Below are 14,954 nucleotides of genomic sequence, written 5' to 3'. Positions count from 1 at the left end.
TTTCGGTCTTCCATGAGCAACGGCGGCAAAGTTCCCACGGACGGCGGGCAATCGCTCGGACAGAATCCCTTCGGCGCGTTGAGCGGGGCGGGCTTGCCGAGCGCGGCGCAGAGCGCATCGACGCAGCCGAACAAGACGTCGACCCGCTCCCAACCGAACACGAATCGCGGCCGCGTCGATATCAAGCGCACGACGGCGGGGCGCGGCGGCAAGACGGTGACGCTCGTGTCCGGCTTCGTCGGCATCGGCCTGCCGGAGAAAGAACAACTCGCGAAAAAAATGCGCAACGCGTGTGGCTGCGGCGGCACGGTGAAGGACGGCGACATCGAGATTCAGGGCGACCAACGCGAGAAGATCGCGGCGATCCTGAGCGAAGCGGGCTTCCGGCCGGTGTTCGCGGGCGGGTGACGAATGCGCGGGCAAGGACGCTGCAAGTCTGCGCCCCTCCAAGAGCCCGCGGGTGGATAGTGGGCATCGAAACCCAAGTTGCCCTTGGGTTGTAGGGGCGCAGTCTTGCTGCGCCCTGTATGCCGACGCGAAAAACAGCAGCACTTCACCGCGGCAGATTATCGATCCCCGGCGCGACTTATTTCGCAACAGGCTGCATTGCGGGACGGCGACCGGTGCTGGCGGGAGCGCACGGGGCTGCGCTACGCAGCATTTGGACGGAATTGGAGTGGTGCGGAGACGCCGAGACCCTCGCGGCGACCGTCATGCCAGATCACTTCCACTGGTTGTTCACGCTCGGGGAACGACTCACGCTCGGACGCGTGCTGGCAAAATTCAAAGTGCAGAGCGGCCGTCTGTGGAATGGTCGCATTGGAGAGTGGCAGCGCGACTACTTCGAACATCGGCTGCGAGAGAACGAATCGTCTGAGTCGTATGGGTTCTATGTCTTCATGAATCCGTATCGCTCGAACCTGATCCGTGCAGATCAGGCGTGGCCGGGCTGGCATTGTCCGCGGCCGGAGCGGTTTCGATTCACGGCGGTGTTGGATGCGGCTGGGAGGCCGCCACCGCAATGGTTGGATCTGCCGCCTGAGGATGGACTCCACGTTTGCGAGTGAAGGGCGCAGCAAGTCTGCGCCCCTACAGGAAAGACAGAGCGGATCGGAGCGTTACGCCGCCAGACCCGCGGCGAGCGCCAGGGCGCTCTTCGCGCGGTTCATGATGTAGAGGTGGTAGCCCGGCGCGCCGTTGGCGAGGAGGCCGCGGATCTGCGTGAACGCCCAGTCGAGCCCGATGATTTCAACGACATCCGGGTTCTCTTGCGCGGCTTCGAGGCGCGTGACGAGTTTCGCCGGCAGATGCGCGCCGCACATCTCGGTGAAGCGCTTGATCTGCTTCAGCGAGAGCACGGGCATGATGCCGGGGATGATCGGGACATTGATGTCGCGCTCGCGGCATTGCTCGACGAAGCGGTAATAGAGCGCGTTGTCGAAGAAGAGCTGCGTGGTGATGAAGTCCGCGCCGGCATCGACTTTGCGTTTCAGGTTGTCGAGGTCCGCGCCGAGCGTCGTGGCCTGCGGGTGTTTTTCGGGATAGCCGGCGACGCCGAGGCAGAAGTCAGAGTGACGTGCCTTCAGCAAGGCGACGAGTTCGGCGGCGTAGCGCAGGCCGTCGGGCGCGGGCTGGAAGTTCGGGTCCTTCGGCAGGTCGCCGCGGAGCGTCATGATGTTGCGGAAGCCGTCGGCGTGGAGGCGGTCGGCGACGTCGTTCAGCTCGGCGCGCGAGTGGCCGACGCAGGTCAGGTGCGGCATGACGGTGAAGCCGAAATCCTTTTTCAGGAGCGCGGCGGCGCGGGCGGTGCGTTCGCGCGTGGTGCCGCCGGCGCCGTAGGTGATCGACACGAAATCGGGCGCGATGCGCTGCAGGGCACTGGCGGAGTTGTGCAGCATCTCCATTTGCGCGTCGTCCTTCGGCGGGAAGAATTCGAGCGAGCGCACAGTCTTGCGGCTGGCGAAGAGGTCGGAGATGGGGCGATCGGGCGTCATCGGTGCATCAATGCATCCGGATTCGAGGATGTGTGTCGAGAGCGGAACGCGTCACCGGGCGGAAGTGAGAAGGCAGGGCGGCGAGTCCTTTTGCCGTCGCGATTGGTTCGCTGTGGGAGCGAGCTTGCTCGCGACTTTGCACGGGGAAAGGGTCGCGCGCGTCGCGTGTCGCGACCGAGGTCGCTCCCACAGGATTTTCGAAGGCGAATGGCGGGCGGCGCGGAGCGGAGTCCGCCCCCTACCGTCAGGCGACGGGCGCCTCGGCGCCCGCGTTGCGCTCTTTCTCGGTTTGGAGGCGGAGCTGGCCGCAGGCGGCGGCGATGTCGTGGCCTTTTTCGCGGCGGAGCGTGACGGACACATCGGCGGCGCGAAGGATGTCGGCGAAGCGCTCCTGGCGCGTGAGCGACGGGCGCTTCCAGGGCAGGCCTTGCACGGTGTTGTAGGGAATGAGGTTCACGTGCGCGTGCAGATCGAGCGCGATGTCGCGGAGTTTCTCCGCCTGCTCGAGCGAGTCGTTGATTTTCTCGATGAGGATGAACTCGAGCGTGACCATGCGGCCGTGTTTCTCGGAAAACGTCTTCACGGCCGGGAGCAGCTCGGCGAGCGGGTAGCGTTTGTTCACCGGCATGATCTGCTCGCGGACGGCGTCGGTAGCGCCGTGGAGCGAGATGGCGAGCCGGATGCCGAGCGGCTCGTCGGCGAGCTGGAGGATTTTCGGCACGAGGCCGGAGGTGGAGAGCGTGATGCGGCGCGCGCCGAAGCCGAGGCCCCATTCGGCGTTCACGATCGTGAGCGCGCGGACGATGCCGTCGTAATTGTGCAGCGGCTCGCCCATGCCCATGACGACGATGTTGTCAAACGACGCGAGTTCGGCGCGGGCGCGCGGCGTGTGGGCGTCCTCCTGGCGGCAGATTTGGATGAGTTGGTGGACGATCTCGCCGGCGGAGAGGTTGCGCTTCAGGCCTTCGAGACCGGAGGCGCAGAATTTGCAGCCCATGGCGCAACCGACCTGAGTGGAAATGCAGATGGTCTTGCGCGAGCGATCGACGCCGACGCCGGTCATCGGCGCGCGGATGATGACGGTTTCGATCAACGAGCGGTCGCGGAGCTCGAGGAGGAGCTTGTCGGTCTCGTCGCCGGACTGGCGGTCGAGGACGAAGGAGGTCGGATCGAGGTCGTAGTTCGCGGCGAGCCAGGTGCGGAGGTCCTTCGACAAGTTCGTCATCTCGTCCCACGTGCGGACGCGCTTCTTGTAGAGCCAGTCGAGGATCTGGCGCGCGCGGAACGCCGGCTGCCCGGCGGCGGTGAGCGCGGCGGTGAGCGTGTCGAGGGTTTCGCCGTAGATGGCGGGTTGGGCGGGCGTGAAGGCCAAGGGACGAAGCGAGGAGATGGGAGAGTGGAGCGGGCGACGACGCGAAACCGTCACCGGCGGCGGAACGGAACTGCGACGTTGTGGTTGAACTCTCAACTCTCAACCCTCAACTCTCAACTCGCCCCTGATGAAGCTCCTGCACCGCCACATCTTCGCCAACGTCGCGCTGACGTGCCTGGCTGCGGTGGGATTGTTCGCGTTCGTGCTGATGATCGGGAACGCGCTGAAGGATTTGCTCGGCTACGTGCTCGCCGGGCAGCTGGACGCGGGCACGTTTCTGCGGCTGATCGGGCTGCTCGTGCCATTCGTGGTCTCCTACGCGCTGCCGATGGGCGTGTTGACTGGCGTGTTGCTCGTGCTCGGGCGGATGTCGTCGGATCGCGAGATCACGGCCATCCGCGCGTCGGGCGTGAGCGTGGCGGGCATCTCGGCACCGATCTTCTTTTTCGCGCTGCTGGGCGTGGTCGCGAGCCTATTGGTGAATTTCCAATTCATGCCGACGGCGCGGGTCGCGTATCACCGGCAGCTCGCCGACGCGGTGCGCCAGAATCCACTCAGCTTCATCGTGCCGAAGACCTTTATCCGCGATTTTCCGGGGATCGTGCTCTACGTCGGGGAGAAGAAGGGCGAAAGCGACCTGCGGGACTTCTGGCTTTGGGAGGTCGATCCGCAGGGGAAGGTGAAGCGTTTCGCGCGGGCCGAGGGGGGGACCCTCACTTTCGACGAGAAGCAAAACAACCTCACGCTGACGCTGTTCCGGGCTCAGGTGGAAGTGCGGAACGAGAAGGACCTCGAGGATTTCTCTTCGCTTTCCGGCGCCCCGGCGATGGAGCGGGCGACCTTCTACCTGCCGCTCGACCGGGTGACGGGGGCGCACACGGTGAGCACGAAGCTCAAGTGGCTGACGTTTTCCGAATTGCTGGCGGAGTGGCGGCGCCTCGAGCGGCCGGATCCCCGCGTGCCGGCGGCGGAGCGCGAGCGGCTGCGCATGAAAGTGCAGGTGGTCTTCCAGGAGAAGTGCTCGACCGCGTTTTCGGTGCTGTCGTTCGCCCTGCTGGCGATTCCGCTCGGGATCAAGGTCTCGCGCAAGGAGACCTCGGCAAACCTCGGCGTGGCCGTCGGCCTGGCCATGGCCTACTATTTCATGACAGTCGTGGTGGGTTGGTTCGACAACAAGTCGGCGTTCCGTCCGGATCTGCTGATGTGGCTGCCGAACGTCGGGTTCCAGGCCCTCGGTCTCTGGATGTTCAAGCGCGTCGACCGGCAATGATCTCCAGCGGGAGGCCCTGCGTGGCAACCAGTCCGGAACGGCCATCGATCTCGCGCTGCTCGAGCGGACAAATGGGAATCTGTGCCGGAGCGGTGAGGGCGGCGCGGGCGATGCGCTCGAGAGTCGTCCAGTGGATGCCGCGGGCGCGCACGGCGGCGAGCAATTCGCGGAAGAAGCCGCGGTAGCGCATCCCTTCGAGCTCGGCGTGGAGCGTGAAGACGTGGGTCTGGCCGGGCGCGATCTGTGCGAGCAGGTGCTCGGCGAGGCGGTGCTCGGGAAATTCCGGCCGGCCGAGCAGTTCGTCGAGTGTGGGCAGCGTGGTCGGGATTTCGAGGGCGGAGCCGGCGCGGGTGCCGAGCCAGGGGAAGAACGGCGTGGAGCCGCGCGTGTCGCTGCCGTAGAGCAGGGCGGCTTCGTCGTAGACGGCGCGGCTGTCGGCGTTGCATTGCCAGCCCGGCGCGGCGGCGCCGATGGCGGCGGCCCCGAAGATCGCGGTGTAGGCGGTGCGGGCGGATTGGAACTCCGCCGCGATACGCGGACGCGGCATGCGGTGGAGGTGGTCCTGCCAACGGTAGTGGTCGTGGCAATGGATGCCGGTCTCGAAGCCCGCGGCGGCGACGTTGCGGAGCGTGGCGGCGTGGCGCCGGCCGATGTCGGGCGCGGGGAGGAGCGTGCCGTTCAGCAGGGTGCGGAGCCCGTAGTTGCGCAGCACGGAAGTGCGTCCGACCTTGCGCAGGAAACCGGGGCGAAACACGCGCGTGATCGCGCGGCCGGTGTTGTCCGGCCCGAGCGAGAAGAAGAACGTCGCCGGCGCGCCCGCGGCCGCGAGGTCGGCCACGAGGTTGGGGACGCCGATCGCGGTGCCGCGGTCGGTGTCGACGTCGATCTTGAGGGCGAGGCAGGCGGGCGGGTTCACGCCAGGGCGTATTCGCGGTGGGCGACGTGGTAGTCGAGCGTCTGCCGGATCGCGCTGCGGAGGTCGTGGCGCGGTTCCCACCCGAGGTGGCGGCGCGCGGCGGCGATCGAGGGGACGCGGGTCTGGATGTCCTGATAGCCGTCGCCGAAGTAGTCCTGCGCGCTGACGGGGACGATGCGTGCCTGCTCGGCCAGCTCGCGATAGTCGGGATACGCCCGGAACGCCTCGACGATCAGGCCGGCGAGGTCGGCGACGGTGACGTTGTTGGCCGGGTTGCCGAGGTTGAAGATCCGGCGGCTGGCGTTGCCGCCGCGGTTCTCGATGATGCGGAGGAGGCCGTCGACGCCGTCGTCGATGTAAGTGAAGGAGCGGCTTTGCCGGCCGCCGTCGACGAGCTGGATGGGTTTGCGGAAGATGACGTTGGAGATGAACTGGGTGAAGAGGCGCGAGCTGCCCTCCTTCGGCTCGAAGACGTTGTCGAGCTTCGGCCCGATCCAGTTGAAGGGGCGGAAGAGCGTGTAGTCGATGTGGTCGCGCTGGCCGTAGGCGTAGATGACGCGGTCGAGGAGCTGCTTCGAGCAGGCGTAGATCCAGCGCTGCTTGTCGATCGGGCCGTAGGTCATCGTGCTGGTCTGCTCGTGCAGCTCCGGATCCGGGCACATGCCGTAGACTTCGGAGGTGGAGGGAAAGATGAGGCGCTTCTGGTAGCGGGCGCACCAGCGCACGACCTTGAGGTTGGACTCGAAGTCGAGTTCGAAGACCCGCAGCGGGTCCTTCACGTATTGGGCCGGGTTGGCGATGGCGACGAGCGGGAGGACGGCATCGCATTTCTTCACGTGGTATTCGATCCACTCGTGCGAGATGGTGACGTCGCCCTCGACGAAGGAGAAGCGCGGGTCGCCGAGGCTGTCGTCGAGCTTGTTGGAGCCGATGTCGAGACCGTAGACTTGCCAGTCGGTCTGTCGGAGGATGGCGGCGGTGAGCGAGCTGCCGATGAAGCCGTTGGCGCCGAGGATGAGGACTTTCTTTTTCATGAAGGGAAGATGCGGCCCGGCGCCCACGCGGGGTGGACGCCGCGCCATTCGTGGCGGGTGAGGGCGAGCGCGCCGTCGCCGGTGGCGACGACGAGCGGTTCGAGGGAAAGGGTTTCGCCCGGCGCGGCGCCGGGGCGGCCGGGGGCGGGCTCGGCCCACCAGACCATGAGCCGGGCACCGTCCGCCTCGGTAAACGCGCCCGGGTAGGGCGCGGTGACGGCGCGCACGAGGTTGAAGATCCGAGTGGTTGGCCAGCGCCAGTCGATGCGGCCGTCCGCCGGCGTGCGCGCGCCGAAATACGTCGCCTGCGTCTCGTCCTGCGGCGTCTCCGGGGCATTGCCGGCGAGGAGGGCGTCGAGCTGACGCGCGAGGATCGCGCGGACGAGCGGCAGGATCTTGCGGAACGCCTGCTCGGCGGTGTCGCGGGGCGAGAGGTCGACGCTTTCCTGGTCGACGATCGCGCCGGCGTCGGCGCGGGCGACCATGCGGTGGAGCGTGAGCCCGACGCGCGGTTCGCCGTGGACGAGCGCCCAGTTGAGCGGAGCGCGGCCGCGATAGCGCGGCAGCAGGGAGCCGTGGAGATTGAAGGCGCCGAGACGGGCGAGGGAGAGGAGGCGCGTGCCGATCAGGTGGCGGTAGTAGGCGGAGAGGATGAGGTCGGGCTGGAGGGCGACGAGGCGCTCGCGCCATTCGGGCGTGTTCACGCTCTCGGGAAGGAACACCGGAATGCCAGCGTGCTCGGCGGTCGCGGCCGGCGTGCGAAACCAGATCGTCTCGCCGGGGGCGTCGGCGTGGGTGACGAGGGCGACGACGTGCGCCCCGCGCTCGAGCAGGAACGCGAGACATTCGGTGCCGATCTCGCTGTAGGCGAAGAGCAGGATGCGCGGGCGGCTCATGCGGCGGAGGAACCGAGCTCGGTGCGGACGCGGTAACGATGCCGGGCGCGGACGACCTGGTAGGTGCGGCCGACGTATTCGCCGATCAGGCCGATGCCGACCATCGTGACGCTGATGAGGAAGAACAGGACGTCGAAGAGTGTGAACAGACCCTCGGCCTCGGCCCCGAGGAAGACGCGGCGGTAGGCGAGCACGAGTGCGAGGACGAAGCTCCCGGCGGAGCAGGCGAGGGCGAAGAGCGTGAACCATTGCAGCGGCGCGAGGGAGAACGCCGTGATGAGGTCGAAGTTCAGCCGCACGAGACGGTAGAGCGAGTAGGCGGAGCGGCCGGCGAGGCGCGCCTCGTGGCGCACGGCAACCTCGGCGGGCCGCGCGGCGAGCGTGTAGGCCAGGGCGGGGATGAAGGTGTTGATCGCGCCGGTGGCGACGATGGCGTCGACGACGTCGCGCCGGTAGGCGCGCAGCATGCACCCTTGGTCGGTCATGCGGATGTCGGTGGCGCGCTCGCGCACGAAGTTGATGAGGCGCGAGGCGGATTTGCGCAGGAAGGGATCCTGACGGTCGAGCCGGTAGCCGCCGACGCAATCGTGGCCCTGGTCGATGAGTTCGAGCAGGCGCGGGATCTCCTCCGGCGGGTTCTGCAGGTCGGCGTCGAGCGTGACGACGATGCGGCCGCGCACGCGTTCGAAGGCGGCCATCACCGCCATGTGCTGGCCGTAGTTGGCGTTGAAATCGATGACGCGGGTCACGTCCGGCCGGGCTTCGTAGCGGGCTTGGAGGAGTGCGAAGGAGCGGTCGGCGGAGCCGTCGTTGGTGAAGATGACCTCGTAGGGACGGCCGAGCGCGTCGAGGGTGCGGTAGAGACGGGCGAACAGCGCGGGGAGGCATTGTTCCTCGTTGAAGACGGGGATGACGACCGAGAGTTCGGGATTCATCGGCGGTGGGCGAGGAGGACGGTGGCGAGCGTGGCGGCGACGCGTTCGACGTCGGCGTCGGTCATGGCCGGGAAGAGCGGCAGGGTGAGCAGGTCGCGCCCCGCGCGCTCGGCGTGGGGGAAGTCGCCTGGGCGCCAGCCGCGGGCGCGGTAGAGCTTGAACAGGTGGATCGGCGGATAGTGGACGCCGGTGCCGATGCCGGCCGCGTGGAGTTCCTGCATGATCGCGGCGCGCGACGCATTCAGGCGGTCGCCGGGCAGCAGAACCTGGAACATGTGCCAGTTGCCTTGGGTGAACTCGGCGACCGGCAGGCCGAGCCCGAGTGCGGCGAGATCGGCGCGGTCGAGGCAGTCGAAATAGCGGCGCGCGAGCTCGCGGCGGCGGGCGTTGAAGGCGTCGAGGCGTGCGAGCTGGCCGAGGCCCACGCGCGCGGCGACGTCGGTGAGGTTGAACTTCCCGCCGAGCACCTCGACTTCCATCCCGTCGAAGCCGCTGCGCACGACGCCCTGGAGGCGGTATTGCTCGGCGAGGCGGGCTTCGGCGTCGGTGTTGAGGACGAGGGCTCCGCCCTCGATCGCGGTGGCGTTCTTGTTGGGATGAAAACTGAACGAGACGAGGTCGCCGACGCTGCCGACCGGCACGCCCCGCCAGCTGCTGCCGAGCGACTGGGCGGCGTCCTCGATCACGCGCAGGCCGTGCCGGCGGGCGAGGCCGTAGAGGCGGTCGCGATCGACGGGGAGCCCGGCGAGGTCCACCGGCAGCAGGGCGCGCGTGCGCGCCGTGAGCGCGGCCGGGATGCGGTCGAGGTCGAGGTTGCGGGTGGCCGGATCGATGTCCACGAACACCGGATTGGCGCCGACCGCGAGGATGACGTTGCTGGTGGCGACCCAGGAGAGCGGGGTCGTGATGACATCGTGTCCGGGACCGACGCCGGCGAGGCGTAGCGCGACCTCGAGCGTGGCGGTGCCGGAGTTGAAGGCACGCACCGGGCGTCCGCCGAACCGCTCCGACAGGCGGGCTTCGAAGGCCTTCACCTGCGGACCGGAGGTGATCCAACCGGAGCGCAGCACGTCGGCGACGCCCGCGATCGTCTCCTCGTCGAGCGTGGGCCGCGTCAGCGGCAGGAACGGAAGGGCGGGGGCGGTCACGGCGCGGGGTGGTTGGTGAAGAGCACGTGGCCGTGCGAGCGGGCGAGGACGTAGCCGCCGACGCCGGGGCGCGAGAGCCACTCCTCGGCGTGATCCTGGCGGGCCACGACGTAGAGCTGGCCCGGTCCGCGCCAGAGCCGCGCGAATTCCGCTTCGTCGAGGAAGCGTCCGCTGCGGGCCGCGGCCGGGTCGAGGGCGAGCTCGAGTTCGCCGGCGCCGTTGACCACGTCGACAGGACGTCGGGCGTAGAAGGTGAAGTCGTGGAAAAATTCGCGGTAATGCACGACGCGGTCGCCGGTGGTGACCTCCTGCAGGACGATACGCGCGAGGTCGCGGGTCGACGAGCGGGCTAGGGCGGGCGCGGCGAGCACGAGCGTCGCGCCGAAGCCGGCGGTGGTGAGGAGCATCAGGCGCAGGGCCGAGGCTGTGTGCTGCTGGCGGAGGCGGAACCACGTTGCCGCCGCGCCCGCGAGCAGCAGGGCGGAGAGGGTCGCGGCGAAGGTGCGCAGCGGCGCGCCGTGCTCGAGCTTCGCGAGACGTGCGGGTTGGAGGACGAGGAACAGCAGTGCCAGGCCGAGGACGGCGGCGAAGACGACGAAGGTCCGCAGGGTGACGACCCGGGCTGCGGTCGCGTCCCGCGCGGCGAGGGCGACGCCTCCCAGGATCGCCAGCGGCGGCACGGCCGGCAGGATGTAGGGCACGAGCTTCGACTGCGAGACGCTGAAAAACAGGAGGACGAAGCCCGCCCACACGAGGAGGAAACCGGTTTCGGCGCGTTCGCGGCGGAGGCGCCAGCTCTGCGGCCAGGCATGGCGCAGCGCCGGCCAGAGCAAGCCGGTCCAGGGAAAAAATCCGAGGACCAGCACGGGCACGAAGAACCACCAAGGTTGCGCGCGCTGGTGTGCCGTGGTGGCGAAACGTTGGAGGTGCTCGTGGACGAAGTAGAACTGCGCCCATTGGGGATTGCGCTGCGCAACGAGCCAGTGCCACGGCGCGACGAGGGCGGCGAACAGCAGCAGTCCCGGCCCGAGGTGAAGCGGGCGCAGCCGCGCCCATTGGCCGTAAAGCAGGAGCCAGAGGAACATGACGGCACCCGGCAGAAGGAAACCGATGAGGCCCTTGGCGAGCGTAGCCCCCGCAGCGGCGGCGTAGAGCGCGAGAAACAACCACCGGCGCCGCGGCCCCGCGGGAGTGCGCACGCCGACAAAAAAGCAGGCCAGCGTGACCGTGATCAGCGCCGAGACGACCATGTCGGTGAGGAGCACGCGCGCCAACGCGAAGTAGAGCAGGGAAGTGGCCACGATCAGCGCGGCCCAGCGCGCGGCGGCCGCGCCGCCGAGGTTGCGCGCGAGGCCGTAGACGGCGCCGACGCCGAGCAGGGCGAAGAGCGCGACCGGCAGGCGGGCGGCGAATTCGTTCTGGCCGAACAGGGCCATGCTGCCGGCCACGCACCAATACGTCAGCGGCGGCTTCTCGAAGTAGACCACGTCGTTGAGACGCGGCGTGACGAAATCGCCCCGGGCGAGCATCTCGCGCGGGATCTCCGCGTAGCGGGCCTCGTCGGGATTTGCCAGCGGGGTGCCGCCGAGTCCGCTCAGGAAAAGCACGGCGCACAGCAGACCGAGGAAAAGGAGGTCGGGCGCCGCGCTGGAGCGGTGGGTCGTGGAGGGCTCGATCGGCACGCCGCCAGTCTAGCGGGCCAATGTGACGTGAAGATGAACGGACGATTACAGTTTTGTCAGGTCGCGGGCGGCGGAAGGGGAAAACGCAGGGTCGCCGTCGTCCCGGCCTGGGGCACGCTCGCGATCGTGGCGGTGCCGCGGTGCAGCTCCATGATCGAGCGGACGATGGGGAGTCCCAGGCCGAAGCCGCGTTGCGAAGGGGCGTGCGTGCGCCCGCGATAGAATCGGTCAAAGACGTGAGGCAGCTCGGTCTCGAGGATGCCGCCGCCGTCGTCCCGCACCTCGATCTCGGTGGTGCCGTCCGGACCGGCCCGCACAGTGAGGTCGACGTGCCCGCCGTCGGGGGCGTGTTTCACGGCGTTGTCGACGAGATTGGCGACGGCGCGGCGCAGCAGTTCGCTGTCACCCTGCACGCGCCCGGCGCCGCGCACGAGGAGCGTCACGGAGCGCTCGCTGGCCAGCGGCTCGAAGAATTCGGCGACGGAGCGGCAGATCTCCGCGGCGTCGAGGGGGCGGAGGACGAGCGTGTGGGCCGGGTGGTCGGCGCGGGCGACGAAGAGCAGGGTGTCGATCAAGCGGGCGAGGCGTCCGCATTCCTCGAGGCTCGATTCGAGGACGCGGCGGTATTCGCTGTCGCTGCGGGGCAACCGAAGCGCGACCTCGGCCTCGCCGCGGAGGTTGTTGATCGGCGTCCGGAGTTCGTGCGAGAGGTCGGCGGAGAAGCGGGCGAGGCGGCGGAACGAGTCGTCGAGCCGCACCAACATGTCGTCGAGCTCGCGGGCGAGGGCGGTCAGCTCCGCCGGCCAGCCGTTGGTGGCGATGCGGGTGTGCAGGCGGGAAGGCTGGACTTCGGCGACGGTCCGCGTGAGCCGTGCCACGGGACGGAAAATCCCGCGGGCGACGAGCGCCGCGAGCAGGCCGGAGGCGGCCACCATGAGCACGAAGACCAGCAGCATGCGCTGCCGGATGTGCGCGAGGAGCGCATCGTCGTCGTCGTCGTTGGAGGCGATCTGCAGCACGGTCGGGCCATCGGGCGCACTTCCGGCGATCAAGGACGTCGAGAGGACGAAGCGGGTGCCTTCTGCGTTGCGCGCCTCGGCGAGCGGTTGCCCGGCGGCCGGGAAGTCCGGCAGGCTCACGTGTGAGTCGGCCGCGGTGTCGATCATAGGGCGGCCCGCGCGGTCGAGCACGCGCACGTGCAGGTCGGAGAGCGAGGCGAGGAGCGGGGCGAGGTGGGTGCGGTCGTTCGCGCCGAGTGGTCCGCGGGCCAAGGCGTCGGTGAGCCAGCGGCTAAGCACGACCCGCTGGTTCTCGAGCTGCGAGCGGGTGTCGACATCGAGATGGCGGCGGACCGTGTTGTAGAGTGCGAGGGAGGCTCCGCCGACGAGCAGGGCGACGACCAACATCTGGAGCGCGATCAAGCGCGCCGTCATCGACCAAGGGTGGCGGGCGGGCGGGCGGCTCACGGCCGGTGCGGGTCGATCACGTAGCCCACGCCGCGCACGGTGTGGAGGAGTTTGCTCGGGAAATCATCGTCGATTTTCTTGCGCAGGCGGCGGATCGCCACTTCCACCACGTTGGTGTCGCTTTCGAAGTTCATGTCCCAGACCTCGTTGGCGATGGTGGAGCGCGAGACGACCTCTCCCTGACGTTGGGCGAGCAGGCTGAGGAGCTGGAACTCTTTGGGGGAAAGGTCCAGTCGCTGGCCGTCGCGCGTGGCCCGCATCCGCGGGAGATCGAGTTCGAGGTCGGCGACGGTCAGGCGGGTGACCACCGTGGTCGACCGGCGGCGCACGAGTTTGCGAACGCGAGCCAACAACTCGGCGAACGAGAAGGGCTTCACCAGGTAGTCGTCGGCCCCCAGCTCGAGGCCCTTCACGCGGTCGCCGACGGAGTCGCGGGCCGTGAGGCAGAGCACGGGCACCTCTCGGCCGGTTTCGCGCAAGGCAGCCAGGAGTCCGAAGCCATTCAGGACGGGAAGGCCGACATCGAGGATGATGATGTCGAATGCTTCGGTCTGCGCGAGGGTGAGTCCTTCGTCGCCGCGGCTGGCGTGGGTCGTGGAAAACCCGTTCTCCTCCAGACCACGCTGGAGAAACGCGGCCGCCTTGGGCTCGTCCTCGACGATCAACGCTCGCACGTCGCGGAACGTGGCGCGGTCCACGCGGTTTGGCAAGCGGGCGGCGAATTCGCTTGGTGCGTGCGGCGCCGTGGGTTACGGGTCGAGGGTGGCCGGAATCAAGGTCCAGATCGTAACTGCGCGGGAGGGCTGCGCGTCTCCGATGACGTGCATTTTCCGCTCCCATGCTCCTCATGGCTGACGAAACGTTCGATTTGGCTGGTTGCCTCGAGCGCGTGCGCGTGCGCGACCAGGCGGCGGCGCGTGAGCTCGTCGAGCACCTTTACCCGTTGGTCATCCGCATCGTCCGCTCGCACCTCCCGCGCCGCGTGGCCGAGGAGGATCTCGCGCAGGATGTCTTCCTGAAAATGTTCACCCGCCTCGCACAGTATCAGGGCAACGTGCCGTTCACCCACTGGGTGTCGCGCATCGCCGTGACCACGTGCATCGACCAGCTCCGCGCGCAGAAACGCCGCCCGGAGTTCCGCTGGGCCGATCTGTCGGAGAATGAAGCCGAAGTGCTCGACAACGTCCTCAGCGACACGACCGCCGAGACGCCGAGCGACTCGATGGCGGCGCGCGAACTCGTGGGCAAGCTCCTCGACCAGCTTTCTCCCGCCGACCGCACCGTTATCCAGATGCTGGATTTGGAGCAGAAGTCGGTCGCCGAGATCTCGGCCCTGACCGGCTGGGGCCAGTCGATGATCAAGGTCCGCGCCTTCCGCGCACGTCGGAAGTTGCAGAAACTCTTTCAAGAACTCAGAACACAGGAGAAGTCATGAACCCGCACAATCAGCAATGGCTGCGCCTCATCGCCGCCGCGCGCTCAGCCCCCAACGATCGCGATGAATCCGCGCCGTTCGGCTTTGCCACGCGCGTCGCCGCGCTCGGCCTCATGGCTCCCGCCGCGGTGCTGCCGCGCGCGGTGTTCGAGAAGTTCGCGTTGCGCGGACTGTTCGCGGCCTGCGCGCTCAGCGCCGCCGCGGCGGCCTTCGGCTATTCGGCTTTCACGAGCGAACAGGAGACCGAGGCGGTCGCCGGCGATACGGTCACCGAGGTCCTCGCCCAGTCATGACCGACAAGCCTTGGAAACTCGTCCTGCTCCTGACCGGCATCTTCCTCGCGGGCGGTGTGGCGGGCGGCTTCGTGACGCTCGAGGTCGGCAAGAACATGCTCCGCAAGCGCCTCGCGCCCGAAACGTGGGGCCCGGCGCGACTGAAGAAACTCGAGGACCAGTTGAATCTCACGCCCGAGCAGATCGAGCGCCTCAAGCCGATCGTCCGCCGCGACGTGGAGGACATGGGGCGATTGCGGCAGCAGGGTTTCATGGAAACGCGCCGCATCCTCGAACGCATGGAGAAGGACATCGCGGCGGTGCTGACGCCCGAGCAGAAGGTGAAATTCGAGAAGCTCAATGAGGAGATGCGCGAACGCGCACGCCGCCTGATGGAACGCCGTGAACGCGGCGAGAAAGGCGAGCGCCGCGGCCCGCCGCCGGAGGGGAAAGACGGCCCGCCGCCACCGCCGCCGGAGGGCAAGGGCCCGGGCGGCGATGAAGCTGCCGAAGAGTGATTTTTGCGCCTGCGCT

The 14,954-nt window shown here is 68.2% G+C and carries 15 protein-coding genes; 6 read left to right on the top strand and 9 right to left on the bottom strand.

The features are described 5' to 3' along the window. Nucleotides 1-12 precede the first annotated feature (12 nt). Nucleotides 13-408, top strand: a complete 396-nt coding sequence (locus KF715_04810; GenBank protein MBX3735990.1) for a translation initiation factor — start codon at nucleotides 13-15, stop codon at nucleotides 406-408. Between the two features lie 119 nt (nucleotides 409-527). Then, a complete protein-coding gene (locus KF715_04805) occupies nucleotides 528-1,067 on the top strand; it encodes a transposase (GenBank protein ID MBX3735989.1) in 540 nt (179 codons plus the stop codon). Nucleotides 1,068-1,118: 51 nt separating this feature from the next. Here KF715_04805 and metF read toward each other — a convergent pair whose 3' ends face one another. Then, complete coding sequence (gene metF / locus KF715_04800; protein ID MBX3735988.1) at nucleotides 1,119-1,994, bottom strand: methylenetetrahydrofolate reductase [NAD(P)H]; 876 nt, start codon at nucleotides 1,992-1,994, stop codon at nucleotides 1,119-1,121. Nucleotides 1,995-2,238: 244 nt separating this feature from the next. Beyond that, nucleotides 2,239-3,366, bottom strand: a complete 1,128-nt coding sequence (gene rlmN / locus KF715_04795; protein MBX3735987.1) for a 23S rRNA (adenine(2503)-C(2))-methyltransferase RlmN — start codon at nucleotides 3,364-3,366, stop codon at nucleotides 2,239-2,241. A 127-nt stretch (nucleotides 3,367-3,493) separates the two neighbouring features. Between rlmN and KF715_04790 the strand changes: the two genes are divergently transcribed. After that, nucleotides 3,494-4,636 carry an LptF/LptG family permease gene (locus tag KF715_04790; protein MBX3735986.1) on the top strand — a complete coding sequence of 381 codons (1,143 nt, stop codon included), beginning with the start codon at nucleotides 3,494-3,496 and terminating at the stop codon, nucleotides 4,634-4,636. On the opposite strand, the gene KF715_04785 is transcribed toward KF715_04790, so the two are convergent. From KF715_04785 to KF715_04755, 7 genes are all read right to left on the bottom strand, one after another. Beyond that, nucleotides 4,614-5,552, bottom strand: coding sequence for a polysaccharide deacetylase family protein (locus tag KF715_04785; protein MBX3735985.1), 939 nt, complete (start codon nucleotides 5,550-5,552; stop codon nucleotides 4,614-4,616). The genes KF715_04790 and KF715_04785 overlap by 23 nt on opposite strands. Further along, nucleotides 5,549-6,586 (bottom strand): bifunctional UDP-4-keto-pentose/UDP-xylose synthase, encoded by a 1,038-nt coding sequence (locus KF715_04780; GenBank protein ID MBX3735984.1) that lies wholly within the window; start codon nucleotides 6,584-6,586, stop codon nucleotides 5,549-5,551. The genes KF715_04785 and KF715_04780 overlap by 4 nt, the downstream gene beginning before the upstream one ends. Beyond that, entirely contained in the window at nucleotides 6,583-7,482 is a 900-nt protein-coding gene (locus KF715_04775) for a formyltransferase (GenBank protein ID MBX3735983.1), read from the bottom strand. The genes KF715_04780 and KF715_04775 overlap by 4 nt, the downstream gene beginning before the upstream one ends. After that, nucleotides 7,479-8,417 carry a glycosyltransferase gene (locus tag KF715_04770; protein MBX3735982.1) on the bottom strand — a complete coding sequence of 313 codons (939 nt, stop codon included), beginning with the start codon at nucleotides 8,415-8,417 and terminating at the stop codon, nucleotides 7,479-7,481. The genes KF715_04775 and KF715_04770 overlap by 4 nt, the downstream gene beginning before the upstream one ends. Then, nucleotides 8,414-10,522 carry a DegT/DnrJ/EryC1/StrS family aminotransferase gene (locus tag KF715_04765; protein MBX3735981.1) on the bottom strand — a complete coding sequence of 703 codons (2,109 nt, stop codon included), beginning with the start codon at nucleotides 10,520-10,522 and terminating at the stop codon, nucleotides 8,414-8,416. The genes KF715_04770 and KF715_04765 overlap by 4 nt, the downstream gene beginning before the upstream one ends. A gap of 781 nt (nucleotides 10,523-11,303) precedes the next feature. Continuing rightward, nucleotides 11,304-12,713: a heavy metal sensor histidine kinase gene (locus tag KF715_04760; GenBank protein ID MBX3735980.1), complete on the bottom strand. Its 1,410-nt coding sequence runs from the start codon at nucleotides 12,711-12,713 to the stop codon at nucleotides 11,304-11,306. After that, entirely contained in the window at nucleotides 12,710-13,387 is a 678-nt protein-coding gene (locus KF715_04755) for a heavy metal response regulator transcription factor (GenBank protein MBX3735979.1), read from the bottom strand. Before KF715_04755 ends, KF715_04760 begins: the two co-directional genes overlap by 4 nt. 173 nt (nucleotides 13,388-13,560) lie before the next feature. On the opposite strand from KF715_04755, the gene KF715_04750 reads away from it, so the two are divergent. From KF715_04750 to KF715_04740, 3 genes are read left to right on the top strand one after another with little or no spacing between them, the layout of a single operon-like run. Then, entirely contained in the window at nucleotides 13,561-14,148 is a 588-nt protein-coding gene (locus KF715_04750) for a sigma-70 family RNA polymerase sigma factor (protein MBX3735978.1), read from the top strand. After that, nucleotides 14,145-14,441 (top strand): hypothetical protein, encoded by a 297-nt coding sequence (locus KF715_04745; GenBank protein ID MBX3735977.1) that lies wholly within the window; start codon nucleotides 14,145-14,147, stop codon nucleotides 14,439-14,441. Before KF715_04750 ends, KF715_04745 begins: the two co-directional genes overlap by 4 nt. Continuing rightward, nucleotides 14,438-14,938, top strand: a complete 501-nt coding sequence (locus KF715_04740) for a hypothetical protein (protein MBX3735976.1) — start codon at nucleotides 14,438-14,440, stop codon at nucleotides 14,936-14,938. Before KF715_04745 ends, KF715_04740 begins: the two co-directional genes overlap by 4 nt. The last annotated feature ends 16 nt before the right edge of the window (nucleotides 14,939-14,954 follow it).

Source organism: Candidatus Didemnitutus sp. (assembly GCA_019634575.1).
GTDB lineage: Bacteria > Verrucomicrobiota > Verrucomicrobiia > Opitutales > Opitutaceae > Didemnitutus.
The sequence above is the reverse complement of the archived record's forward strand: the minus strand, read 5'-3'. Positions and strand labels throughout refer to the sequence as shown.